Annotated in this window: 23 protein-coding genes; 16 read left to right on the forward strand and 7 right to left on the reverse strand. The window is 45.9% G+C overall.

Annotated elements, in window-relative coordinates; genetic code table 11:
- Positions 1 to 4 precede the first annotated feature (4 nt).
- Positions 5 to 775 (forward strand): SDR family NAD(P)-dependent oxidoreductase, encoded by a 771-nt coding sequence (locus OKX00_RS03260; RefSeq protein ID WP_062237540.1) that lies wholly within the window; start codon positions 5 to 7, stop codon positions 773 to 775.
- Positions 776 to 816: 41 nt separating this feature from the next.
- On the opposite strand, the gene OKX00_RS03265 is transcribed toward OKX00_RS03260, so the two are convergent.
- Positions 817 to 1,590: a DeoR/GlpR family DNA-binding transcription regulator gene (locus OKX00_RS03265; protein ID WP_265410457.1), complete on the reverse strand. Its 774-nt coding sequence runs from the start codon at positions 1,588 to 1,590 to the stop codon at positions 817 to 819.
- Positions 1,591 to 1,916: 326 nt separating this feature from the next.
- On the opposite strand from OKX00_RS03265, the gene OKX00_RS03270 reads away from it, so the two are divergent.
- The 6 genes from OKX00_RS03270 to glpX all read left to right on the forward strand — a co-directional run bounded on the left by OKX00_RS03270 (position 1,917) and on the right by glpX (position 7,762).
- A complete protein-coding gene (locus OKX00_RS03270) occupies positions 1,917 to 3,026 on the forward strand; it encodes an MDR/zinc-dependent alcohol dehydrogenase-like family protein (RefSeq protein WP_062238007.1) in 1,110 nt (369 codons plus the stop codon).
- 96 nt (positions 3,027 to 3,122) lie between these two features.
- Complete coding sequence (locus tag OKX00_RS03275) at positions 3,123 to 4,370, forward strand: MFS transporter (RefSeq protein WP_062238009.1); 1,248 nt, start codon at positions 3,123 to 3,125, stop codon at positions 4,368 to 4,370.
- 204 nt (positions 4,371 to 4,574) lie between these two features.
- Positions 4,575 to 5,057, forward strand: coding sequence for a ribose 5-phosphate isomerase B (gene rpiB / locus OKX00_RS03280; RefSeq protein WP_265409404.1), 483 nt, complete (start codon positions 4,575 to 4,577; stop codon positions 5,055 to 5,057).
- Entirely contained in the window at positions 5,038 to 6,042 is a 1,005-nt protein-coding gene (locus OKX00_RS03285; protein ID WP_265409405.1) for a dihydroxyacetone kinase subunit DhaK, read from the forward strand. Before rpiB ends, OKX00_RS03285 begins: the two co-directional genes overlap by 20 nt.
- Before the next feature lie 12 nt (positions 6,043 to 6,054).
- Positions 6,055 to 6,705, forward strand: coding sequence for a dihydroxyacetone kinase subunit DhaL (gene dhaL, locus OKX00_RS03290; RefSeq protein ID WP_265409406.1), 651 nt, complete (start codon positions 6,055 to 6,057; stop codon positions 6,703 to 6,705).
- A gap of 91 nt (positions 6,706 to 6,796) precedes the next feature.
- Positions 6,797 to 7,762, forward strand: a complete 966-nt coding sequence (gene glpX, locus OKX00_RS03295; RefSeq protein ID WP_416054296.1) for a class II fructose-bisphosphatase — start codon at positions 6,797 to 6,799, stop codon at positions 7,760 to 7,762.
- Positions 7,763 to 7,917: 155 nt separating this feature from the next.
- Here the strand turns inward: glpX and OKX00_RS03300 are convergent, their stop codons facing one another.
- Positions 7,918 to 9,189, reverse strand: a complete 1,272-nt coding sequence (locus OKX00_RS03300; RefSeq protein WP_322114343.1) for an ATP-binding protein — start codon at positions 9,187 to 9,189, stop codon at positions 7,918 to 7,920.
- A 244-nt stretch (positions 9,190 to 9,433) separates the two neighbouring features.
- Here OKX00_RS03300 and OKX00_RS03305 point away from each other — a divergent pair, with 244 nt between their 5' ends.
- Entirely contained in the window at positions 9,434 to 10,876 is a 1,443-nt protein-coding gene (locus OKX00_RS03305; RefSeq protein ID WP_265409407.1) for an amino acid permease, read from the forward strand.
- A 41-nt stretch (positions 10,877 to 10,917) separates the two neighbouring features.
- Here the strand turns inward: OKX00_RS03305 and OKX00_RS03310 are convergent, their stop codons facing one another.
- Positions 10,918 to 12,684, reverse strand: a complete 1,767-nt coding sequence (locus OKX00_RS03310; RefSeq protein WP_265409408.1) for an ABC transporter substrate-binding protein — start codon at positions 12,682 to 12,684, stop codon at positions 10,918 to 10,920.
- A gap of 112 nt (positions 12,685 to 12,796) precedes the next feature.
- On the opposite strand from OKX00_RS03310, the gene OKX00_RS03315 reads away from it, so the two are divergent.
- The 3 genes from OKX00_RS03315 to OKX00_RS03325 all read left to right on the forward strand — a co-directional run bounded on the left by OKX00_RS03315 (position 12,797) and on the right by OKX00_RS03325 (position 14,894).
- A complete protein-coding gene (locus OKX00_RS03315) occupies positions 12,797 to 14,065 on the forward strand; it encodes an MDR family MFS transporter (protein WP_416054326.1) in 1,269 nt (422 codons plus the stop codon).
- 78 nt (positions 14,066 to 14,143) lie between these two features.
- The gene (locus OKX00_RS03320; protein ID WP_265409410.1) at positions 14,144 to 14,560 is read left to right on the forward strand and encodes a MarR family winged helix-turn-helix transcriptional regulator; all 417 of its coding nucleotides are present in this window, start codon (positions 14,144 to 14,146) and stop codon (positions 14,558 to 14,560) included.
- Complete coding sequence (locus tag OKX00_RS03325) at positions 14,544 to 14,894, forward strand: DUF3147 family protein (RefSeq protein WP_053356850.1); 351 nt, start codon at positions 14,544 to 14,546, stop codon at positions 14,892 to 14,894. Before OKX00_RS03320 ends, OKX00_RS03325 begins: the two co-directional genes overlap by 17 nt.
- 1 nt (position 14,895) lies before the next feature.
- On the opposite strand, the gene OKX00_RS03330 is transcribed toward OKX00_RS03325, so the two are convergent.
- Positions 14,896 to 15,507 (reverse strand): flavin reductase family protein, encoded by a 612-nt coding sequence (locus OKX00_RS03330; protein ID WP_265409411.1) that lies wholly within the window; start codon positions 15,505 to 15,507, stop codon positions 14,896 to 14,898.
- A gap of 92 nt (positions 15,508 to 15,599) precedes the next feature.
- Between OKX00_RS03330 and OKX00_RS03335 the strand changes: the two genes are divergently transcribed.
- Genes OKX00_RS03335 through OKX00_RS03345 form a run of 3 tightly spaced genes read left to right on the forward strand, consistent with a single transcriptional unit; the run spans position 15,600 to position 18,089 of the window.
- Positions 15,600 to 16,301 (forward strand): ArsR/SmtB family transcription factor, encoded by a 702-nt coding sequence (locus tag OKX00_RS03335; protein WP_265409412.1) that lies wholly within the window; start codon positions 15,600 to 15,602, stop codon positions 16,299 to 16,301.
- 1 nt (position 16,302) lies between these two features.
- A complete protein-coding gene (locus OKX00_RS03340) occupies positions 16,303 to 16,686 on the forward strand; it encodes an MmcQ/YjbR family DNA-binding protein (protein ID WP_322114344.1) in 384 nt (127 codons plus the stop codon).
- A gap of 26 nt (positions 16,687 to 16,712) precedes the next feature.
- Entirely contained in the window at positions 16,713 to 18,089 is a 1,377-nt protein-coding gene (locus OKX00_RS03345; protein WP_265409413.1) for a dipeptidase, read from the forward strand.
- A 416-nt stretch (positions 18,090 to 18,505) separates the two neighbouring features.
- Here the strand turns inward: OKX00_RS03345 and OKX00_RS03350 are convergent, their stop codons facing one another.
- Positions 18,506 to 20,047, reverse strand: coding sequence for an MFS transporter (locus OKX00_RS03350; RefSeq protein ID WP_265409414.1), 1,542 nt, complete (start codon positions 20,045 to 20,047; stop codon positions 18,506 to 18,508).
- 796 nt (positions 20,048 to 20,843) lie between these two features.
- Here OKX00_RS03350 and OKX00_RS03355 point away from each other — a divergent pair.
- On the forward strand, positions 20,844 to 21,224 hold the full coding sequence (locus OKX00_RS03355) for an avidin-fold protein (protein WP_265409415.1): 381 nt from the start codon (positions 20,844 to 20,846) through the stop codon (positions 21,222 to 21,224).
- 27 nt (positions 21,225 to 21,251) lie between these two features.
- Here the strand turns inward: OKX00_RS03355 and OKX00_RS03360 are convergent, their stop codons facing one another.
- Positions 21,252 to 21,698, reverse strand: coding sequence for a hypothetical protein (locus OKX00_RS03360; protein ID WP_062237568.1), 447 nt, complete (start codon positions 21,696 to 21,698; stop codon positions 21,252 to 21,254).
- 154 nt (positions 21,699 to 21,852) lie between these two features.
- Entirely contained in the window at positions 21,853 to 22,053 is a 201-nt protein-coding gene (locus OKX00_RS03365; RefSeq protein WP_248254069.1) for a hypothetical protein, read from the reverse strand.
- A gap of 259 nt (positions 22,054 to 22,312) precedes the next feature.
- Here OKX00_RS03365 and OKX00_RS03370 point away from each other — a divergent pair, with 259 nt between their 5' ends.
- The gene (locus OKX00_RS03370) at positions 22,313 to 23,524 is read left to right on the forward strand and encodes an FtsW/RodA/SpoVE family cell cycle protein (protein ID WP_265409416.1); all 1,212 of its coding nucleotides are present in this window, start codon (positions 22,313 to 22,315) and stop codon (positions 23,522 to 23,524) included.
- Positions 23,525 to 23,548 lie beyond the last annotated feature (24 nt).

The following is a 23,548-nucleotide window of genomic DNA, read 5'->3' on the forward strand; positions in this document are numbered from 1 at the left end:
ATGTATGGACTATCAGCAGCTTTTTAGTTTAAAAGGGAAGACAGCTCTTGTTACAGGCGGAGGAAGAGGATTGGGGAAAGCGATGGCTGAAGCGCTCGCGCAGGCAGGCGCGAACGTAGTAATCGCCGATATGGACGAGGGTACGGCAAAGCAGAGTGCCGAAGAACTCAAAGCTCATCAGGTAAAAACGCTAGGTCTTAAACTGGATGTGACCCTAGAGGATGAAGTGAAAAGCTGTATCAACGAAATTGTAAGCGATTTCGGTGCCATCGATATTCTTGTTAACAACGCGGGAATCTGCCAGAAGATCACGGTGGAAGAACAGAGTTTAGAAGATTGGAAGAAAACAATGGACGTGAACGTGAATGGTGTCTTTCTGCTTTCCAAATATGCGGGAAAGGTTATGAAAGAAAATGGAGGAGGCTCGGTTATTAATGTTGCTTCCATGTCGAGTTTTATCGCCAACACAGAAGCGCAGTGCGCGTACAATGCTTCTAAAGCGGCAGTAGCCATGATGACAAAGTGTCTTGCCTCCGAGTGGGCACCCTATAACATCAGGGTGAACGCCATCGCGCCAGGCTATATGAAAACGGAGATGACGAAGCCAATCTTTGCGCCGGGAGGAGAACTCGCGCATGTGCTTGATCTTGTACCGATGAAGAGGCTGGGAGAACCGCATGAACTTGGCGGGTTAGCGATCTATTTGGCATCGGACGCTTCCACCTTTGCAACAGGATCGACCTTTATTGTCGATGGAGGTTATACCATTTGGTAATAAAATAAGCAGCCGACATAATTGTGTCAGGCTGCTTTTCTTTATTCCGTTTCTACCGTTATCAATTCAACACCATGCTGCTCGAGAACGGATTTATCGCTTTCTGCTTCACTGCTGTCCGTAATGATGATGTCAAGGTCATCGAGAGCGGCGAAGGATGCGATGGAGTTTTTGTGAAATTTGGAGTGATCGAGCAAGGCTACTACTTTCTTGCTTGCCTTTACCATCGCTTTTTTCAGCTCGACTTCATAGACGCTGAAGTCGGTAAGTCCGGATTTAATGGAGAACCCGTTGGATGAGGTAAACAGCAGATCAATATTAATCTGGCTTAGAATGTTGACCCCGAGTGTACCTTCTAGGGAGTGTGATCCTCGTTTTACGATGCCGCCCAATAAAATGACGGTAATGTCCGGATGTTCATTCAGCTCGAGAGCGGTGTTGATTCCGCTGGTAACAACAGTGAGCCTGATTTGCTTTTCCTTCAAGACACGGGCAAGTTCGAGGGCGGTGGAGCTGGCATCGAGCATGATGCACTGTCCGTTCTCGATCAATGCGGCGGCCTCTTTGGCAATCACTGACTTTTCGGTTTTGTTTTTCTTTTCACGGATGGAAAAGCTCGTTTCATTGTCATTTGATTCTGCCAAGACAGCTCCGCCATGGGTTCGTTTCAGCAGTCCCTCTTCTTCCATGCGTGTTAGATCTGTCCGGAGGGTGGCTTCAGATACTTGAATCTCTTGGGCAAGTTCTTTGATGGAGACTCTCTGGCTTTCATTCAATCTATCAAGTATGGCTTTGCGTCGTTCTGGCACAAACATTTTTCCCAATAAAATCACCTACAAATCGATTAGTTATGTTTATCGTTTTGGCTGTTTTACTTTTATTATTCTATTACACCATCTTTCATAAACATTGTAAATCAATAATAAAACAAAATAAAACGAAAATAAAATATAAAAAAACCAAAAATTAATTGACTATTCAAACATAAAGGTACTATAATGAACCCAATACCTCGCAATTACGAAAATAAACGATAAAAAAAGAAAGAATATAAAAACAAAAAGGAGGAAAGTCAGTTATTTTTTGAGAAAATGAAAGCGTTCTCTATAACTATCATACAAAGGGAGAGATATTGATGAGCATGAAGACGGTTGCTGAACAAGAGACGAAGAATGTGAGTATTCCGAAGACCATGAAGGCGGTTGTAGCATATGCGCCAGGAGATTACCGGTTTGAAACGGTTCCTGTCCCTGAGATCGGAGAAGGGGAGATTCTTGTAAAAGTTGAAGCGTGCGGAATTTGTGCCGGAGATTTAAAAGCGTTTGACGGTGCACCAAGCTTCTGGGGAGATGAAAAGCAGCCTGCTTATATTAAAGCTCCAATGATTCCAGGCCATGAATTTATCGGTCATGTAGTAGGTCTGGGTGAAGGGGTAACCGGGTTTGAGCTGGGCGAACGTGTGATTTCAGAACAGATCGTTCCTTGCTGGGATTGCCGATTTTGTAATCGCGGACAATACTGGATGTGTGAAAAGCATGATCTCTACGGATTTCAGAATAATGTAAACGGTGCCATGGCAGAGTACATGAAGTTTACGAAGGAAGCCATCAATTATAAAGTGCCTGAGAACCTTCCGATTGAAAAAGCTATCTTGATCGAGCCATATGCATGTTCTTTCCATGCTGTACAGCGTGCACAGATTCAGCTTGGAGATGTGGTTGTTCTTGCAGGTGCGGGAACACTCGGTCTTGGGATGATTGGTGCCATCAAGAAATCAGGCCCTGGGAAACTAATCGTGCTTGACCTTTTCGAAGAGCGTTTAGAGCTTGCCAAAAAATTCGGAGCTGACATGGTGCTCAACCCGGCAAAGGATGACGTGAATGCCATTGTCAAAGAATTAACGGACGGTTATGGCTGTGACATTTATATTGAAGCAACAGGCGCACAGAAGTCGGTGGAGCAAGGACTGACCATGATCCGCAAGCTTGGACGTTTCGTGGAATTCAGCGTATTTAAGGAGCCGGTAACGGTAGACTGGAGCATCATCAGCGATCGCAAAGAACTGGATGTGCTTGGTTCCCACCTAGGCCCATACTGCTACGAGCATGTGATTAAAGGAATCTCCAACGGCGACCTTCCGACAGACGGTGTCGTGACGCATACACTGCCGCTGGAAGAATTCGAAAAGGGCTTCCAGCTTGTGAAAAACGGGGCAGAGTCCTTGAAAGTTGTGCTTGATCCGAATCTATAAAAACAATGGCTGCTGGTTGGAAGCTGGCAGCCTTCTTATTAAAAACCATCAGGCAAAGGAGGAATACAAGTGGATCGTCTTTTGGACAGAATCGGAATGGATCGGAAAATGGCTCTCGGTTATTTCGGGGTTTTGATTTTTATGATGGGTGATGGCCTTGAGTTAGGCTGGCTTTCTTCTTATTTAACAGACCATGGCCTAACGATGCAGGAATCCGCTCTTATTTTTAGTGTTTATGGCTTTGCTGTTGCGATAGCAGCGTGGCTGTCAGGTGTCCTGGCCGAAGTGCTCGGACCGAGGAAAGCGATGATGCTGGGGCTGACGCTGTTTATAGCTGGTTCGGTAGTTTTCCTGACGTTCGGAATTACGAGCATGAATCTTGCTATTATGCTCCCAACCTATGCTTTACGGGGACTGGGATATCCGCTTTTCGCCTATTCTTTCCTCGTATGGGTGACTTATTATGCCCCGGCTGACAAGCTTGGAACAGCAGTAGGCTGGTTCTGGTTTGCTTTCAGCGGCGGATTAAACGTACTTGGCGCGTACTATTCAAGCTTTGCACTGCCGGTGCTGGGTGAAATGAAAACGTTATGGAGCGCACTTGTTTTCGTACTATTGGGAGCGACTGTTGCAATTTTTCTGAACAAAGACAAAGAACACAAAAAGAAATTTGAAAATAAAGGCGACGCTTTGAGATATCTATTAAAAGGCGTGACCATCGCATTTGAAAATCCGAAAATCGGCATGGGTGGAATCGTACGGACGATTAACACATCCGCTGCCTACGGTTTTGTAGTCTTCATGCCGGCGTTCATGATGGATCTTGGGTTTACTCGATCGGAGTGGCTGCAAATCTACGGCTCTCTCTGGACGAGCAACATCATCTTTAACCTTATTTTCGGCATTGTTGGTGACAAGCTGGGGTGGCGGAACACGGTCATGTGGTTCGGCGGCGTCGGCTGCGCTATTTTTACAGCAGCCTTCTATTATGTACCGCTCGCGGCCGGTCCTAATTACTTTGTGGCAACAGCAGTAGCTGCCTGCTATGGCGCATGTCTTGCAGGATTCGTACCCTTATCAGCACTAATTCCTTCGCTAGCCCCAGAAAACAGGGGTGCAGCGATGTCTATTCTTAACCTTGGAGCAGGACTGAGTACATTCGTCGGTCCGGCAATCGTAGGGGCTTTCATTGGAATGGTAGATACGGTAGGCATTATTTGGATCTACACAGGCTTGTATCTTGTGAGTGCTGTTCTAATGAAATTTGTAACTCTTTCCAAAGAGGAAGCGGAAGAAGCAGAACGGATCTCAATAGAGGAATTTAAAACAGCACAAAAGGCATAAGAGAGTTTGGAATTTAAAAAGATGAAAAGAACGTCTTTTGCGAGGCGTTCTTCTTTTTACCCCAAAACATAAAACGAAAATAAATGAAAATAAATAACAATAAACAATTGACATAAAACGAAATAAATGAAAAAATAAACGAAAGAAAACAATAATTAGAAAATTTCGTTATAAGACTAAAATAGAGAGAAAGGGAGTTGTATAATGAGGATAGGATTGGGTTCTGACCATAATGCCTTTGATATGAAAGAAAGTCTTAAAAGCTATATACAAGAGCTGGGCCACGAGGTAGTAGATTACGGCTGCCATTCGTGTTCTGAGGTCGATTATCCGGAAGTGGCGTTTGAGGTAGGAGAAGGAATCATTCAAAACAAACTGGACAGAGGAATCCTGTGCTGCGGAACAGGAATCGGAGTGGCGATCGCAGCAGGAAAAGTGCCAGGCATCCGCGCAGCCCTCTGCCATGATACGTATTCTGCAGAACGTGCCCAGAAAAGCAACAATGCTCAGGTGCTGACGATGGGATCGAAGGTTATCGGGATTGAGCTCGCCAAACAGGTGGTTAAAACTTATCTCGAATCTCATTTCTCAGGAGGAAATTCCGGAAGAAAAGTACAGCAGATCACAGATAAAGAACAAGAATTTCTGAAAGGGGATGGCGTTCATCATGAAAAAACTTATAAATGATCCGAATCGTGTTGTAGAAGAAATGATCGATGGTTACGCAAAAGCCCACCCGCAGCATGTCAGAGTGCTGTCAGAAAACAGCCGATCGATTGTAACGGCCCTGGAAACAGCAGAAGGCAAAGTCGGCGTATTAATCGGCGGAGGATCTGGGCATGAACCTGCTTTTATGGGTTATGTCGGACCAGGAATGGCAGACGGGGTAGCGGTAGGAAACATTTTTGCTTCACCACCACCGGATCCGATTCTGGAAGCGACGAAGGCTATTGATAAAGGGGCAGGAGTCATTTATGTATACGGCAACTATGCCGGAGATCTGATGAATTTTGGGATGGCGGCTGAACTGGCAGAATTGGAGGCTGACATTCAGGTCGGCAAAGTTATCGTCACCGATGACGTCGCATCCGCTCCGAAAGAGGAAAAGGAAAAACGAAGAGGGATTGCTGGAGAATTTTTCGTAACAAAGGTGGCCGGTGCGGCTTCTGAAAAAGGCTACAGCTTAGAGGATGTCGTCAGAGTCGCCAATAAGGCAAACGATCAAACCCGTACGATGGGTGTCGGACTTTCTCCTTGTTCTCTTCCTCAGACTGGAAAGCCCAGTTTTGAGCTTGAAGAAAATGAGATGGAAATCGGCCTCGGACACCATGGTGAGCCAGGAGTAGAAAAAGGCGATCTGCAGCCGGCTGATCAGGTAGCAGACCGATTGGTTCAAGATATTCTAGCCGATATGCCATTAGGTGAAGGGGAAAAAGTAGCTGTTCTTGTAAACGGCTTGGGTTCAACCACCAAGATGGAACTCTATATCGTTTTCCGCAGAGTGGAACAGATTTTAAATGAAAAAGGGATTCAGATCCACCGTTCTTTTGTAGGCGATTACAGTACGTCACTAGAGATGGGCGGCTGTTCGGTCACACTGATCAAGCTTGATGATGAACTTGCAGAATTTGTGGATGCAGCGGCAGATTGCCCGATGTATGTTCAACGATAAGGAGGAGACCACATGTCATTTACAGCGAAAGAATTGAAAGGCTTTTTACAGAGTGTTGTGGAGACAGTCGAGGAAAATAAAGATTACTTATCCGAGCTTGACCGCAAATTGGGCGACGGAGACCATGGTGTCACGATGTCGATCGGCTGGCAGGCTGTTCAGGAAAAGCTCCAGGGTGAACTGCATGAGGAAGAAGATTGCGGAAAGATCAGCATCACAGCAGGCCGTACGTTTTTAAGCGCGGTCGGTTCAACGGTCGGCCCTCTTTATGCGACAGGATTTTTGAGAGGCGGTAAGGAAGTTCAAGGCAAGACCGAACTTTCAGGGGAGGACCTATACAGCTTCTGGACTGCTTTTATTGAAGGAATTAAAGAAAGAGGACAGGCGGAAGTCGGCGATAAAACGATGGTCGATACTCTTCAGCCGGCTCTGGTTACGCTGAAGCTGGAGTACGAAAAATCCGGGGACTTTACTGGCGCATTCACGAAAGCGGTTGCTTCGGCAAAAGAAGGCATGGAATCGACGAAAGATCTTCTTTCTAAAAAAGGGCGGTCCAGCCGGCTGGGAGAGCGGTCACTCGGCAACCAGGATCCGGGCGCCACTTCTTCCTATCTTATCTTATCCGCCTTTGAAAGCGTCATCACATCTGTACAAACCGTGTAATAGCTATATGCCGGAGGGCCGCTGAACTGAAAACAACCAGGAAGGCGGCCCTCTTTTTCTATGTCCAAAATCAGAAGGGGAGGGATCTTACATGAATATGAGCTTGGATAAAAAAGAAGACATTCAGACGCTGGCGCTGGATTTTCTAGCAGTTGCCCAGCAGGCAGCTATTGCTTCTTACCCGTGGGTCGGCAAGGGAAAGAAAAACGAAGCTGACGGGGCAGGTACAGAAGCGATGCGTACCCGGATGAACACGATCGGGATGGATGGAACAATCGTTATTGGTGAGGGAGAACTGGATGAGGCACCTATGCTGTATATCGGAGAAAAGGTTGGTACAGGAGTTGGCCCTGCTGTGGACATTGCGGTCGATCCGGTGGAAGGCACGACCCTTATGTCTAAGGGACAGGACAATTCCTTAACGGTTATTGCTGTTGCTGAACGCGGCCATTTGCTGCACGCGCCTGATATGTATATGAGGAAAATTGCGGTGGGACCAAAAGCAAAGGGGCGAATTTACATTGAGGCCCCTTTGACGGAGAATATTTTGGCTGTTGCTGATGCATTGGGTAAAGATGTGAGTGAGGTTACGGTCATGATCCAAGACCGAACCCGCCATCATGATCTTATTCAGCAAGTGTTTGAAGCCGGAGCAAAAGTGAAGTTGTTTTCCGATGGGGATGTGACAGGAGCCATAGCTACAGGAATCGATGAGATTGACGTCGATCTGCTCGTGGGAACAGGCGGAGCGCCAGAGGGAGTAATAGCGGCTGCAGCTTTGCGAAGCCTGGGCGGTGATTTTCAGGCACAGCTGGTCTGCCAAAATGATGAAGAGTTTAATCGCTGTGTGACGATGGGATTGAGCGATCCGGGTAAAATCCTAAGAATGGATGATCTTGTGAAAAGTGACAGCTGTTTCTTTGTCGCGGCGGGCATCACGGACGGCATCCTCCTGGACGGTGTCCGCAAGAAGGAAGGCGGGGCTATGCTTACCCACTCGTTCATCACCATCGGAGGGAAAGGAAACTATTTTCAATTTATCGAGACTCGCCACTGAAATGGCGGGTTTTTAATATAAGTTCTGTTGGTCCATGTTGTTGATTTTTGGTAGGGGGTGATTGAAGCGCCATCAGAAAAGAAGAAGGGAATATGCAAGCTTTTTCCCATCTGCTCTTTTCTGGCGCTTATCACCCCTTCTTATTGGATAAAAAATTATGGGTTGGGGGGCTGTGAGGATTCGGGCTTAATGGGAAAGGTAAGTAAGAATACGGTTCCTTTCCCTACCTTGCTCTGGACCTTGATGGTTCCCCGCAGCGCGCGAACAATGCTGTAGACGACCATCATTCCGAGGCCTGTGCCTTTTGATCCTTTTGTAGAATAATAAGGTTCACCAAGGCGGTCGATCTGCTGTTTTGTCATGCCTACTCCTGAATCTTCAATTTTGACGATGGCATTTATGGGAGAAGCTGTTGATTCTATGGTCAGTACTCCACCGTTTGGCATCGACTCAATGGCATTTTTTACGATATTTAAAAAGCACTGGCGAATCTTTTGGCGGTCTCCATGAATGGAAGATACGGGTTCAAGTTTTTCTGTGATTTCTACTGAATATTGGTTAGCGAGCGGCTGAAGAATTTTAAGGACGTGATGAAGTTCCTCGTGAAGGAAGATATCACTTAAGGTTACTAGAGATGGTTTGGAAAACGTCAGATAATCCTGTATCACTTGTTCAGCAGATTCCAGCTCACTTTTAATAAGGGTCAAATATTCCGTTTGTTTTTCCTGAGGGGCATCATTTTCCTGCAGCAATTGAACAAAGCCTATGGCAGTGGTCAGGGGATTGCGGATTTCATGAGAAATGGCAGCCCCCATCTGTTCTACGGCTTCCAGTCTTTTGGTTCTTACGATATGTTCCTGCAGCACCAGGTTTTTATCAATGAGCTCCATAAAATAAACAATCATTCCGGCACCTAATGGAGGAATAACCATATAGGCAAACCAGACATCAAGCAGCTCCTTGGAAGAGAACATCATCTGGGTAAATATCATGGTTAAAAAGCTGATCAGCAGCGTAAAGAGACTGGCCAAACCGACGCGGCGGTTAGAAGAAAGCTTAAGGAACCACGGTGAGAGGCGCCATAGGGATATTCCGAGCACTGCATAGAGCACAATATTTAGGAAAAACCCGCTGTCGAATCCGTAAAAGGCTCTTAAAAGAACAGCGATCAAACAAAAGAGTGGAGCATACCCTGTATAAAATCCAGCGATGATGACTGGTATATTGCGCAGATCCAGATACATACTGCTGCTGAGTTTATATGAAAACAGATAACAAATCACCAAGGACACAATGAAATAAGCATAGAACATCATTCGGTACCGCTGCTGTGCATGAAATCTTCCAGTTCCCAGCAGGCAAAAAAAGAGCAAAACAATGAGCAGTGAGAGGTTAAACCAGAAATGCACAGTGATCTCCATCTGCATTTCACATCCTGTTAATTTTAGGTATATTTTACCTTTTAAAGATTTTTTAGTAAATAAGATTGAGGACATTTTGTAATCGATAGAGTGAGGTAAAATATTACAATTGAGTAAAATGATTTGCCGGATTGACATTTTCTTTATCTATCTGATATATTAGCATGGTAAAGTAATAAAATAAGTTTCGATATGAAACGCGGTGGTGGCTCACCATGCGTTTTTTTATATTTAGAGGGGAAAGGTTTAGATGAATACACCTACGAATACAACAAAAAAATGGGGGTTCTGGCTTTTAGCCGCCTTCGTTATCGGAAATATGGTTGGCTCAGGCATATTCATGCTTCCAAGTTCATTGGCTCAAACAGCCAGCCCGCTTGGAGTAACCGTTGCCTGGCTTGTCACGGGCTTTGGTGTCATGATGATTGCGCTGATCTTCAGTAAGCTGTCCATCCGCCGTCCGGACTTAACTGCTGGACCGCAAAGCTATGCACGCGCGATGTTTAAATCAAAAAGAGCAGGGAATGTAGCAAGCTTTAGCATGGTATGGGGATACTGGGTAGCCAACTGGATCAGCAATGTGGCGATGGTCACAAGCTTTGCTGGTTACCTGTCTACGTTCTTACCCATTATGAAAGCACAGCATGTTGTTTTTTCTATAGGATCACAGGATATTCAACTCGGTAAAATCATTACGTTTGGAGTTTGTACGGTTTTGCTGTGGGGAATTCACTTTATTTTGGTGAGCAGCATGAACAGAGCTGGAAAATTGAATTTTGTTGCAACAGCATCAAAAGTGGCCGGTTTTGCACTCTTTATTGTCGCAGCACTTTTTGCATTCCAGTCATCCAATTTCGGTGAGTTCTATACACCTGTCGTTGATGAAGGCGGGACGTCACACGGACTGTTCAGCCAGGTGCAAATGGCAGCCATTTCTACGCTATGGGCGTTCATCGGTATTGAATCAGCTGTAATCTTATCAGGACGTGCGAAATCACAGCGGGATGTGAGCCGCGCTACGATCTTCGGACTCATTGTTGCTCTTGTGATTTACATGGCCATTACGCTTCTGACGATGGGAATCTTGCCTCCGGAAGTCTTAAAAGCCTCTGATAAACCTTTCGTTGATGCTCTTTCTGCCATAATCGGCAGTGCAGGTGCAAATGTTATGGCTATTCTCGCACTCGTTTCCTTATTTGGGGCAACGATCGGCTGGATCCTTTTAAGCGCAGAGGTTCCTTATCAAGCGGCAAAATCGGGAACTTTTCCCGCGTATTTTGCAAAAGTGAACAAAAAAGGAAGTCCAACCAGATCTCTTACTGTTACAAATGTGATGTCACAGATCTTAATTTTCTCTACGATTTCAGGAACCATCAGTCAGGCGTATACATTCCTGACGACAGCAGCAACGCTTGCTTATCTGATTCCTTACCTTGTTTCAGCAGCCTTTTTCCTGAAGCTCACCTTAAAAGGGGAAGCCATGGAAGGATCAAAAGGCTCGCGAGTCAAGGATATCATCATTGCGGTATTGGCACTTATTTACTCCGTATGGGTGATCAAAACGGGAACTGCGGACCTTAAGACGTTTGGCCTCGGAATCGGTTTGTTCCTTGCAGGCTTTATCATCTATCCGTTGATAAATAAGCAGCGTCGAAAAAGTGATGTATCCTCGGTTTCTGTGGAGAACAACTAAATAACAAAAGACCAACTCGCCGATGAGTTGGTCTTTTTTTGTTATATTGTGCTCCCGACCTCAGGCTTCACCCACAGCTTCCGAAAATCCGCCCATCCAAAGTCATTCAGCCGAATACCCTTCAGCAATACAGGATAGTTCCACTCTTTGGCGATATGATACATGTGGAGGAGGATCTTTTCGTCCTCCATATATTTTTCGATTTCCTCTAATATCAAATCGCGTTTTTCATAGCTTTCTTCACGTATAAAACGTCCCAGGTATTTGTCCAGAACTATGACCTGCTCTTCAGACAGCAGGGTGCGCATGCTTCTTTCACTTTTTATAAAGGAAAGGAAGCCGTATTGGGTATCCCTCTCAAGCACTTCGCCTTTGGAGAGGATCTCTGCGTCAAGGGGCTGCGGATCCAGCAGAGAATAAGGCGACAGCTCCACAGAAATACCTGCTTCCAAGAATCTTTTCTGCAGCCATTCCGCTTCTCTCAATCCCTCGCACGTATAATCCAAATACTTAAAGGTAAGAGTCTCTCCCTGATAGGAACTTTTGCTTAACAATGCAATGGCGCGATCCAATGATGTTGATGGATACGATGAATGCTGGCTGCGCTCTGGCCACAGGCTGCTCGCCGGGCTGTTCCGCCGTCCGCCAAGCTCGGCGATCATCCGGTTCCGATCGATGAGTTCATCAACCGCTTGCCGGAAGTACAGGTCGTGGTGTGGACCTTCCTTTTGAAAATTAAAGACTAAATAGTGAGAGCCGTTGTTGTTCACCTTCATGTGGCGGTTTTCTGTCGCCTCACTGCCAGGCAGCTCATAGTGGACAATCCGGTCAGCGTTCAGTTCCACGAACCACAGCTCCACTCGGTCGAGCAGTGCCCGTCCGTTGAAGTGCTCATCGAATGCTTCAAGGATAAACACCTTATCGTTATACTGTATCACTTTGAACGGCCCGGTCCCGATGAGTTCTTTGCCAGTGACGATTGGAACATCATGCGGCAAAATCGGCGCGTGGTAGGAGCTGAGGTAATGCAAAAAGAACACATTCGGCCGTTTTAGAATAATCCTCACTGCGTAATCATTGAATGTTTGGATGGATTGGATCTCGGAAAACAGGTGGCGGTACGGTGATTGCACCGAAGGATCCTGCAGCCGGTCCAGTGTATATTTTACATCCTGGGCAGTAAGGGTCCTGCCGTGATGAAACCGCACGCTTTTCCGCAAATAAAAAGTCCATTCCGTTTTATCCGGGTTAATGTCCCAATGGTGGGCAAGGTGCGGTTCGAACTTTCCGGTCACTGAGTTGTAGTTCACGAGCGTATCAAAGATCTGCCGTACAAAATGTGCTTCTGCTGCTGTATAAGAATGAGCGGGATCAAGGGCGGCAAGCGGGCGCCTCATCGGAATCTTCAGCAGATCAACCCGGCTTGAGACCGTCTGTTTGACCTGAAGGCCGAAGTTGTCCTGAATACGGGCTTGAAGCTTTTTCGCCAAGTGTTCAGGCAGAAGCGGCCGGTTCAGAAATTCTGCGGCTTCTGTAATTTGGTTCTTCGCCAGCAGTTTTGCAAAGTGAGCCTCAACCGCTTCTTCCAGGCTGTAATGAAAAAGGACCTTTGAACGGTTGCCGCGGCCTTTTCCAGGAATCCACGTAAGCCATTTTTCCTCGCCCATCCGTTTTAAGAGAAGGTTGACGTTTCGTTTCGTACAGAAGAATAAGGTTTCCAGCTGGCTGACGGTGACTTCTGCCGGGGTTTCATCGATCTTTTCGGGATGCTGCAGATGAAGGGTGATGTAGTAATCAAGGATTTCCATGCCGGTTTCCTCCATAAAAGGTGAAATTCTTTTCTGAATTTTACACTTTTTCTTCCCCTTTTACTAGAGGAAAATAAACAGCAGATAGAAGAAATGGAAAAAGGAGGGATAAATTATGTTTCGGGATTTGCATCCTAATATAAAGATAAGGATTATTACATCATTTATGACACGCGTGGTCGGAACGATGATTTTTCCGTTTATGGCGATCTACTTGTCTGCCAAGCTCGGGCAGGCGCTTGCGGGAATCATCCTGCTGATCAACGTGTTCGTATCCATCCTGGTCGGATTTTACGGAGGCTATATTTCGGACCGGGTCGGGCGGAAAAAGGTGATGGTCGTTGCCCAGCTGATTACGGTTGTGGCGTTCGTGTTCATGACAGCAGCAAATTCCCCGTGGTACGATTCAGCTTGGCTCACTTCGTTCATGATGCTCATACAAAGCATCAGCTCGGGGCTGATGAATCCGGCGGCTGAGGCAATGCTGATCGACGTCAGTACGAAGGAAAACCGGAAGTTCATGTACAGCATTAACTATTGGGCCGTGAACCTGTCGATTGCGCTCGGTTCCATTGTCGGAGGATTCCTGTTTAAGTCTCACCGGTTTGAGCTGTTCACTGCCATAACTCTTGTCAGCATCTTCACGCTTTATCTGGTGGCTTATGTGATGAAAGAATCCTATACTCAGACGGCTGTTCCGCAAAAAGTGAATGTGTTCAAGGATATGGCAGGCAACTACAAAACGGTCATGAAAGATAAAATGTTTTTATGGTTCTGTCTAGCATCCACACTGATCGTCAGTATTGAATTTCAAACAGGGAATTATATTTCCGTACGTCTTGAGGAAGAATTCACGTCCCGGCTTGTAACGTTCGGCGATCTGTTTTCCTACCATCTTGACGGTCTGCGGATGATCAGCTGGATCCGGACGTTCAATACGGTGCTTGTTGTTGCAGGAACGGTTCTTGTCACACGCTGGATGAGCCGGTATTCGGACCAGAAAGTCATTTATACTGGCTTTTGGATGTATGCTGCAGGCTATGCGGTACTGGGTTACAGCAATTCAGCGGGATTGCTGCTTGTTTCCATCTTTATCGCAACAATCGGAGAGCTCATGTACGTTCCAGTCAAACAGTCCATGATGGCTGATATCGTAAATGACGATGCACGGAGTTCCTATATGGCGGTGCATGGATTAACCTTCCAGATGGCAAAAATCCTGGGAGCTGCGGGAATCACGATCGGTTCCTTCGTTCCTTCCTGGGGCATGGCTTTATCCTATCTCTTGTCCGGAATGCTCGGAATCTACTGTTTTACAAAAGTAACGGGGCCGCTTAAAAAGGCGGTTAAAAAAGAAACGAAAAAAGTGGCAGCAATATAAAAAAGGAGGCGTTTAATGTGCGTCTCCTTCTTGATAAAAAATATATCGTATTGTACGATATAAAAAGAGGTGAAGAGGATGAATGTTCAATTCATAAATGAGATATGGACCGATCTGTATTATTTATTGCATTACAAACACGAAGAACGGTTGACCCACCAAAATGTGAGGTGCATGCAGGCGGTGAAAAAGAATAAGGATGCCACGGTTGCCTTTTTGGCAGATGTCCTGCAGATTACGCATCATTCCGCATCCGAGCATGTGAAGAGGCTGATCGATAAAGGCTATGCTCAAAAAGAACGATCGGCGACGGATAAGAGAGCGGTATATGTGAAGCTGACCGGGTTAGGAGAGGAAGTACTCAAACGGAACACCGAACTGGACGAAGAAAAGCTGCAGAACGTTCTGGGCCGTTTGAGCAAAAAAGAACAACAAGAGATTTTGGACGCGTTTGAGAAGCTAAGAACGGAGGCAAAGTATGTATACAGTCGTTAAAATTACAATTTCGGCGCTGGTGATCGGTATGATTACCGCCCTTGCCAAACATTCCCCTCGTTATGGAGGAATTATCGCGGCTCTTCCGCTGGTCAGCCTGTTAAGTCTGTTTTGGCTCTATACACAAGGAGAGCGGACCGATCACCTGAGCCAGTTTTTATATGGTGTTCTGTACGGGCTGCCGAGCACCATCGTCTTGATTTTTGTTGTCGCTTTTTCCCTTAAGCATTCCATGCCTTTTTTTCTGTCGATTGTACTCGGGATCGGCGGATGGGGGTTGTGTTTGGTCCTTCAAAAGCTCCTTCTTTCAGGGGCTTTATTGAATCTGCGGTAGTTTACGTCTCCGAACGGTATGTTTTTCCGAGCTCTTCTCCCAGACTGAAGTAATGGCGGAAATTATAGATTAAAGGATTCCATTTAGCAGGATCGATGTGATTTCCCCCCTTGATGATGTCGGTGTGGGCATGAACGCTGACAGCCTGGGTCTCCACAATCGCAAAGAACGGTGAGTACTCGGGAATCCGGATCTGCTTTACTTCGGCTTCAATCTGCAGAGGGCATTCTGTGATTCTTTCAGGCTGGACTGAAATGGATGAAGTGGAAGTGAACCCTGCTGCTTCAAACTTATCTTTTTTGTAGGTGAAGCCAAGCTCTTGTTTGTATGGTGGAACCGGATCTTTTCCTGTATAAGGAGCAAGTCTTTCAACTTGTTCCCAAAGCGAAGCGTCCGGTATATTCAGCACACATTCCGGTGTTCTCTCCAGGTTTTCTATGGCTTTTCCGCCGAGTCCGATGCCTAATAGGATGCAGTTGCCGAGTGCCCAGGAGGACGATATGGGGCTGATGTTGACCGTGCGATCCTCATTTAATGTGGTCAGCAGAACGACAGGTGTTCCGTAGTATAAAATTTTCGGTGTGATAATTGAGGTGTTTGGCAGAGTCTTCATTTGTATTCTCCTTTATATTGGATTCGGATTCAGTATAAAGCAGGAATTCTTCGATGTTCATCGAAGTATGGATGTAAAAGGAGGCGATGAGATTGATGGCACAATCGAATGTGGCTGAAATTGCTTCGATCGTAAGCGAGTCTTCACGCGCGGCCATATTAACGGTCTTGATGGACGGCCGGTTTCATACGGCGAGCGAACTCGCTTTTATGGCCGGCATCAAACCGCAGACCGCAAGCTTTCACCTGTCAAAAATGCAGGAGGCTGGTGTGATTGCTCAGGAAAAACAAGGGAGGCACCGCTATTATGGCATTCATAACGAAGAGGTCGCTAAGGTGATGGAGTCCTTTCTTTTAATTGCACCGCCTGTCAAAATCAAATCACTGAAACAGTCCTCACAGGACAAGGCGATGAGGTTTGCGAGAACGTGCTATGACCATCTGGCGGGCAGCGTCGGAGTTCAGCTGACCGATGCATTGCTGGACGCAGGTTTTTTGGACGAAGATGAGGAGAATTTTATCGTAACGGAAGAAGGCGTTCATTTTTACAATGGATTGGGCATCGACCTTGAAACAATCAGCAAGAAACGCCGGTCCTTCTCCCATCGGTGCCTGGATTGGAGTGAGCGCCGCCATCATCTGGCAGGAGCGCTGGGCACTGCCCTTTTGGAACAATTATTGGAGCGGGGATGGATTGAGCGAGTTCCGCAGCACCGGGCGGTTAAGGTAACAGAAGAGGGGAAAAAAGGACTGAAGGAAACGTTCGGAATGGACATTTTAAAGGAGGGAAAGTGAGGTGGCAAGCCATAAAGAAATCGTTTCAGAGACAGGCAAGCAAATGCTGCAGCAGGTCCGGGGAATTTGTATAGGCTTTCCGGAAGTCACGGAGCATGTCAACGGTTTTGGCCATACATCGTTCCGTGTGAAGGACAAGCCCTTCGTCATCATGGGAGAGAATGAACAGGGCACTTCATTGGCGATAAAAACACTGCCGGAGACGCAGGAAATTCTTCTTCAAGAAGAGCGGTTTTTCAGACCTGCTTACATCGGCCAGCACGGCTGGATCTCCATCTACCATTCAGGCGAGATGAACTGGAAAGAGATTCATAGCCTGATTCTTGAAGCCTATCAGCGGACGGCGCCTAAGCGTTTGGTAAAATTGCTGGAAGAAAACCAATAATGCGAAGAGGAAAGGAAGTACATACCATGAACGATAAAATAGAAGAGTACCTTGCAAGCAACAGAGATACACATTTGAGCCAGCTGAAAGATTTTCTCGCCATTCCGAGCATATCGACGCAGACAGAGCACAAGGGAGATATGGAAAAAGCAGCGGAATGGACCGCAGAATCTTTGCGCCAGCTTGGCATGGATAATGTAAAGGTATATGAGACAAAAGGCCACCCGGTCGTGTATGGTGAATGGCTTAAGGCAGAAGGAAAGCCGACTGCCCTCATCTATGGCCATTATGATGTCCAGCCTGTCGACCCGGTCGAGCTATGGAACAGCCCGCCTTTTTCTGCTGAGATTCGTGATGAAAAGCTCTATGCCCGTGGGGCGAGTGATGATAAAGGCCAGACCTTTATGCACTTTAAAGCACTGGAAGCTTTTTTAGAAACAACAGGTACACTGCCGTTGAACTTCAAGTTCTGTATTGAGGGCGAGGAAGAGATGGGAAGCCCCAACCTGCCTGCTTTTGCGGAGGAACACAAGGACTTATTAGCTGCTGACCTGATCGTGGTTTCGGATACAGGCATGATCGAAAAAGGAAAACCCGCTATCACTTACGGACTTAGAGGATTGTGCGGCCTGCAGATCGACTTGAAGGGACCGAGCGGAGATGTTCACTCCGGACTGTATGGCGGGGTGATTCAGAATCCGATTCATGCACTCGTTAAAATCGTAGACTCCTTCCATAGTGAGGACGGACATATTTTGGTGGATGGTTTCTATGATGATGTTTTGACGGTTACCGAACAGGAGAAGGAAGAGTTTGCTTCCCTTCAGTTTAATGAGGAGGAAGTGAAGAAGGAATTAGGTGTGAATGAGTTATACGGTGAAGAAGGCTACTCTTACCTTGAGCGCACATGGACCCGTCCGACTCTTGAGGTGAACGGGATCTATGGCGGCTATCAAGGCGGAGGTTTGAAAACCGTACTGCCGTCAGAAGCCCATGCGAAAATTTCGTGCCGCCTTGTACCCAATCAGGATCCTGATAAGATTGTTGAACAGCTCAAACAGCATATCACGAAGCATCTCCCAGCTGGAGTTGAAGTAGAAATGTCTCGCTTTGATCAAGGCCATCCTTACTTGACGCCGATCGATCATCCTTATGTTCAGGCAGCCGGCGAGGCTTATGAAAAAGTGTATGATGTGAAGACTTCCTATATAAGAAGCGGCGGTTCCATTCCAATCATCGCAACATTTAAACAGTTGTTTAACCTGCCGATCGTATTGATGGGATTCGGCCTGCCGAATGAAAACTTCCACGCACCAAATGAGCACTTCCATCTTGAGAATTTTGATAAAGGGATGCGCGTTCTGTGCCATTATTGGGAAGATATCGCGAAAATGGAGCTGTAAGAGAGAGTATAGTACCCAGGCTGGTGTTGAGCCTGGTTTTTTTCGTGGGTTTGGGGCAGACGGAATCGGGCGGCAGGTAAAAACAATCATACTCCAATAAAAAAGGAGCTATCCTGAAAGTCAAAATTTGACCTTTGGGCAGCTCCTTTTTGGCGTGAAAAATCTTCAATGAAAAGTTGATTGGTGTGCAAGGTGCGAGTCTCCTACGGGACGAGCGTGACAGGTGAGACTCCGGCCGGTGCTTGCACCAAAAAGTAGGCGTTCACGCCGGTAAGGCTCACCGTACGCCCTGCGAAAGTAGGCGTTTACGCCGGTAAAAGCGAGCAGCCTGGAACGGAAATCAACTGCAGCCAGATAGACATCCTTTTTCTTTTTTTATGCTAACGGCTTCTTGGACAGCCCCTTCTTTAAATCCATCAACTTGCCGGCACTTCTTCTTTCGCTTCTGCTTTCTGTTCGCGGTTGCCCATCACATAGCGATCGCCTCCGACGAACAGGGCAACGATAAAACCAATGACACAAGCGATTAACGCGAGGTAAAACCCGTGGTGCAAAGCCTTTTCGACCGCATCTCTTAAAAAGCTGACGACTTGAGGGGGAAGCTGAATGTTCTTTTGCATCAGGATTTCCGGCTTAGCCATCTGCTCCACTTTATCTGCTGGAAGCTGAGAGGAGGCCGCAAACTCCTTCATCTTGTCTTTTAAATCATTGTTAACGATTGTAGCGGTGATCGCTGCTCCCATCACACCTCCGATGCTCCGCCAGAAGCCGACGACCGAAGAGGCGATCCCAATGTATTTACTATCTACAGACTGAGCAACGGCATTTTGCGAAACACTCATGAGCGGTCCAAGAACGAGGAGGCCGAGTCCGATCATGACTCCCGTTACGACCCAGTTCGCCGTTTCGTGCGTAATGGTTCCGAGCAAGTAAGCTTCTATGATCCCTACACCCATCGCAAACGCCATGATTGTGCGGAAGCGTATTTTGGTACAAAGGAAGCCAGCTGTAATAGCCCCAACCATGATCGGAAACATCATCGGCGTCAGTACGCTGTTCGAGTTTTCGTTCCCGATGACCGCCACAGAAAGAATAGGCAAGTAGGTGATGGCCGAGAACATGATCGCACCTTGGCAAAACACGACGATGCTTGTTCCGAGGACCATTTTATTCTTAAAGATGGAAAGCGGAAGGATCGGTTCCTGCGCTTTTCGTTCTACCAATAGGAACAGCGCAATGGATACTGCGGCTCCGGAAAACAGTCCGATGATCTGTGCTGAATCCCATGCATAATCTTTTCCTCCCCACTCCAGTCCAAGCAGAAGCAGGACGGTAGAGGAAACGAGCAGCAATGTTCCTAAGTAATCAACCTTAGGTTTAAAGTCAGATTTGGATTCTTTTAGAGCGATGGCCAGCGTAACAATCGAAAGCAAACCAAAAGGAACGTTCACGTAAAAGCACCATCTCCAGCCTAATAAGGAAGACTCGGAAATCCATGTGCCGATCTGCGGCCCCAAAACGGAGGAGATTCCAAAGATACCCGCAAAGATACCCGACATTTTAGCTGCTTGCTTCGGATCGGTTGAGACTGAATAGATAATCGTAAAAGAAATAGGAAAAATAGCACCTGACCCGATACCCTGAATGACACGGTAAAAGATCAGCTGGTCGATGTTCTGTGCGGTTCCGCAGAGAGCTGACCCAATCAGAAACATGCTGATACCAATTAAATAGAACAGCTTTCGTCCAAATAAATCGCTCATCTTCCCAAAAACGAGCATTGTACTGGTCGCTGACAGCATATAGGCTGTGAAAATCCAGCTCATTTTGTCAAAGCCGCCGATGTCTTTGATCACTTGACTAATACTGGCTGAAACAATGGTGTTATCCAATGAAGACATGAAAAGCCCCAATGCCATTGCCAGCACGACGAATCCCATTCTTTTATCTTGAGCCATACCCTCACCACTTCCCCTTTATATTCAATAAATACCATTAATTAGAATACCATCATCATGGAGGGCTGAACAGTTAAATTTTTATATAGCTCTATTCTAACAAATTGTTGCATTGAGAAGATTTTTTATAAAAAGTCTTCATTGACAAGTTGATTGGAGTGCAAGGTGCGAGACTCCAGCGGGAGCAGCGGGACAGGTCAGGTGAGACACGTAGGCGCTTGCGCCGAGGGGCTCAGCGCACGCCCCGCGGAAAGCGAGCCTCCTGAAGCTGAAATCAAACACTCAAGAGTAACAAAGGTTACGACAACAGCCTTTTATAAAGAAAAATAAGCCTCAAGTACAGGCATTCCTTTGAAATCATCATAGTTTACATGGGGGTGATAAAATTGTTGCGAATTAGATGCAGCGATGCGCAAAAACAGCAGGAATTGCGTAAACCGATAACCGTTATTACGTTTGGTGGTAAAGGTTGCTCAGGCTGTTCACGTTAAGAAGAATGATTAGGATGCTGTCGATTATTTTCCGGGAAATATGATGTGATATGTCGTTTAGATTCAATGTTTGGCGGATACACATAAGAGTAGGCGATGGAAAAATAAATGTAGACATATAATGCAGCCATCTACGACAACTTTTTTAATAAAAATAGACTAACCTAAACCAAAGAAGGAACCAAAACAAAATTTCCTGTTAGAAAATATTACGAATTTCTATTTTATATAGCCATTTTTCCGTATAGTTGCATAAAGATATGTACTACAAGCCTGTTGAATAAAAAGGAGAGGCGTGTAAACCAATGGCTACCTATCACAATCAAGTATTTGTGTCTGTGCCGGAACACGAAGTCCGTGATAAATGTTCACCTATTTACTTTACCTGCATTCAGGAAGGTTTGATCGTGCGTGCCGCTTATATCGGAGAGGGCATACAATGCGGGACATTAGTCGGCATGGTTGATAATGAAGGAGAGCTTCATTTTAAATACCATCATGTGAACAAGAACAATGAGCTGCGGAGCGGAGTGGGGAGGCTGGTGCCTGAATGGCTGCCAGATGGCCGCTTAACGCTGACTGGAACCTGGCAGGGAATGGACGGCTTACAACAAGAGAAAATGCAGTGCCATTCCTTTCAAGGCTCTTTTCAAGGTGCCAGGCACCTCAATTACACAAGTGTGTAATCGTGGTGCCTGGCACCGTTTCTTTTTTTAACGGCATAGCTGAAGCTGTGGCTGAGAAAGAATTCTTATGGCTTCCTTATTGTTTGATACATCCAAAAAGATTTTTGTCTTCTCTCCCAGATAGATCGCTTCGATTGTCACTCTACACCACAATGCCCCATGGATCATTCCGATCTGTCCGGGTGCACCTGAAGCAATATCAAGGATTTGAATGACTTGCTTTTCTGTCCAATGCAAATGCAAAGGATAAAGAGTATTCCTGACGGCCTGAATTTCGTTCGGAATCTCACCTTCTGTACTTCCGACTACAAATCTAACGACATTTTGAGGACTGTTGGGATCTGGTTTCAATTGTTGGAAGCCATTGATGTTTATACCGTTCAGTGCAAAGTGCTTTAGTAATTTTGCAAGGGTCCGATCATCTGCTATTAATAGAAACTGGGTTCTCATTTTATAATTTAGTCCGTTAGGCATCGATTCCATTACTCCTTTAGTGGCTCTTATTTATATAAAAATATGTCATAGGAATAGTACTCATAACCAAAAAACCAGAGGACACCCAACGCTATCTTTAAAACAAAAAGCCCCTCCTGCTAAATAAGGAGAGGGCTTCTTAAATTTAAATCTATTACTTGAAAATATCATACGAGACGGTTCCGCTTTTGATGGTGAGTGATTTTAGTTTTTGGTTTATCTCTGGGTTGGCTTTGAGTTCTCCCATGAATTTATCATAGGCTTCCTGGACAGAGGAGACCGTGTAAACCGCCCGCTGCCGTTTTTGGTCTGTTGAAGCTTCTACTAAAAAGAGATCAAACGTGTCTTTGTTCAAGAATCGCACCCCCATAGCTTTATAGTTATTATTTTCTGCAATAGTATTGAGAGTCCTGCTTGTGGAGGGGCTGTTACAAAAAAGTAAAATTAATAGAGGAGTTGTAAAATAGCTTCTATTAAATGGATAGTTAAAAAACAGGCAGCAGTGAACGCTGTCTGTTTTTGTCCGGTTCGGAGGATAATGTCGCGATTTTGTCGCATAATTTATCATCCAAGATGTTCCAATATAGAGTAGAATAAGAGTAGGTGATCAAATTATGCTGAAAAAATTAATAAAGAATATGGATTATAGTTTAGTAGCGGCCACGGTTGGCTTATGTATATTTGGTTTAGTCATGATCTATAGCAGCAGCTATTGGGTCGCATTTAATTATGGTAGAGAAGCTGATTTCTTCTTTAATCGGCAGCTCATTTTTGTACTCGGAGGTTTTATGATTTTTTGTCTCTCCTCTATCTTTCCATACAAAGCGTATATGAAACTAACCAAGCTATTAATTACGGTGACGGTCTTTCTATTAATTCTTGTTTTTGTTTTGGGAAAGGTTGTTAATAATGCGCAATCGTGGATCAGTCTGGGAGGGTTTAACCTTCAGCCGGCTGAAGCGGCAAAAATCGCGATCATCATCTACCTGGCATCGATATTATCGAAGAAACAATCCTACATTTCCGACTTTAACAAGGCCATTGCACCACCGTTAGTTGTCGTTGGATTTATTGCCTTCCTCATTCTCATGCAGCCTGACTTCGGTTCGATGCTCATCCTGGTTTCCATTGCGGCATGTATCCTGGTTTGTTCGAAGATACGCTTTCGCCATGTTGCGATTCTTTCGGTATCGTCGGCAGTACTGATGATTGTTTTCTTCATGTTTGTGGCGAGTGATGAACAGCTTTCCCGTTTTAAGGGAGCCTACTCACCATTTGAACACCAGAAAGAGGGTTATCAGCTCATCAATTCCTATGTCGCCATTTCTGCTGGAGGAATGGAAGGGGTAGGGCTCGGGAACGGGCGTACAAAGTATGGATACCTGCCAGAGGGACAGACAGATTTCATCATCGCCAACGTCTCGGAGGAGTTTGGATTTGCCGGTGTTCTGGCCTCAATCACAGGATTATTTTACATCGTGATCAGAGGATTTATCATTGGCCTGCGCTGTAAAGATACGTTCGGCCGGCTGCTGGCGTTCGGAGTGGCCAGTATGATCGGGATCCAATCGTTCATTAATCTTGGCGCTGCCACCGGGCTCCTGCCAGTTACCGGTGTTCCACTGCCTTTTCTAAGCTATGGCGGGTCATCACTTCTGGTCATCATGTTCTCAATGGGGATTCTGACGAACGTTTCCGCGTTTGTGAACATGAAGCGAAACCCGGTTCATGAAGATGCTTTGGATAAAGATAAGCCTTTAACACCTCTTCACAAAAACACGGTTGCTGCGTTTCCTTATCAAAACAAAAAGAAACCAGCCCACTAAAAAAGGTTTGCAATCTCCGCTCTC

It is taken from the genome of Fictibacillus sp. KU28468 (assembly GCF_026153615.1).
In the GTDB taxonomy this organism is placed as follows: Bacteria; Bacillota; Bacilli; order Bacillales; family Fictibacillaceae; genus Fictibacillus_C; species Fictibacillus_C marinisediminis.

What these genes read in the sequence shown, in the direction of transcription:
- OKX00_RS03350 (WP_265409414.1), bottom strand. Translation starts at nt 20,047, where the DNA reads ATGGCTCAAGATAAAAGAATGGGATTCGTCGTGCTGGCAATGGCATTG.
- rpiB (WP_265409404.1), top strand. Translation starts at nt 4,575, where the DNA reads ATGAGGATAGGATTGGGTTCTGACCATAATGCCTTTGATATGAAAGAA.
- OKX00_RS03275 (WP_062238009.1), top strand. Translation starts at nt 3,123, where the DNA reads ATGGATCGGAAAATGGCTCTCGGTTATTTCGGGGTTTTGATTTTTATG.
- OKX00_RS03325 (WP_053356850.1), top strand. Translation starts at nt 14,544, where the DNA reads ATGTATACAGTCGTTAAAATTACAATTTCGGCGCTGGTGATCGGTATG.
- OKX00_RS03300 (WP_322114343.1), bottom strand. Translation starts at nt 9,189, where the DNA reads ATGCAGATGGAGATCACTGTGCATTTCTGGTTTAACCTCTCACTGCTC.
- dhaL (WP_265409406.1), top strand. Translation starts at nt 6,055, where the DNA reads ATGTCATTTACAGCGAAAGAATTGAAAGGCTTTTTACAGAGTGTTGTG.
- OKX00_RS03370 (WP_265409416.1), top strand. Translation starts at nt 22,313, where the DNA reads ATGCTGAAAAAATTAATAAAGAATATGGATTATAGTTTAGTAGCGGCC.
- OKX00_RS03270 (WP_062238007.1), top strand. Translation starts at nt 1,917, where the DNA reads ATGAAGACGGTTGCTGAACAAGAGACGAAGAATGTGAGTATTCCGAAG.
- glpX (WP_416054296.1), top strand. Translation starts at nt 6,797, where the DNA reads ATGAATATGAGCTTGGATAAAAAAGAAGACATTCAGACGCTGGCGCTG.
- OKX00_RS03320 (WP_265409410.1), top strand. Translation starts at nt 14,144, where the DNA reads ATGAATGTTCAATTCATAAATGAGATATGGACCGATCTGTATTATTTA.
- OKX00_RS03345 (WP_265409413.1), top strand. Translation starts at nt 16,713, where the DNA reads ATGAACGATAAAATAGAAGAGTACCTTGCAAGCAACAGAGATACACAT.
- OKX00_RS03355 (WP_265409415.1), top strand. Translation starts at nt 20,844, where the DNA reads ATGGCTACCTATCACAATCAAGTATTTGTGTCTGTGCCGGAACACGAA.
- OKX00_RS03260 (WP_062237540.1), top strand. Translation starts at nt 5, where the DNA reads ATGGACTATCAGCAGCTTTTTAGTTTAAAAGGGAAGACAGCTCTTGTT.
- OKX00_RS03305 (WP_265409407.1), top strand. Translation starts at nt 9,434, where the DNA reads ATGAATACACCTACGAATACAACAAAAAAATGGGGGTTCTGGCTTTTA.
- OKX00_RS03360 (WP_062237568.1), bottom strand. Translation starts at nt 21,698, where the DNA reads ATGCCTAACGGACTAAATTATAAAATGAGAACCCAGTTTCTATTAATA.
- OKX00_RS03330 (WP_265409411.1), bottom strand. Translation starts at nt 15,507, where the DNA reads ATGAAGACTCTGCCAAACACCTCAATTATCACACCGAAAATTTTATAC.
- OKX00_RS03265 (WP_265410457.1), bottom strand. Translation starts at nt 1,590, where the DNA reads ATGTTTGTGCCAGAACGACGCAAAGCCATACTTGATAGATTGAATGAA.
- OKX00_RS03285 (WP_265409405.1), top strand. Translation starts at nt 5,038, where the DNA reads ATGAAAAAACTTATAAATGATCCGAATCGTGTTGTAGAAGAAATGATC.
- OKX00_RS03310 (WP_265409408.1), bottom strand. Translation starts at nt 12,684, where the DNA reads ATGGAAATCCTTGATTACTACATCACCCTTCATCTGCAGCATCCCGAA.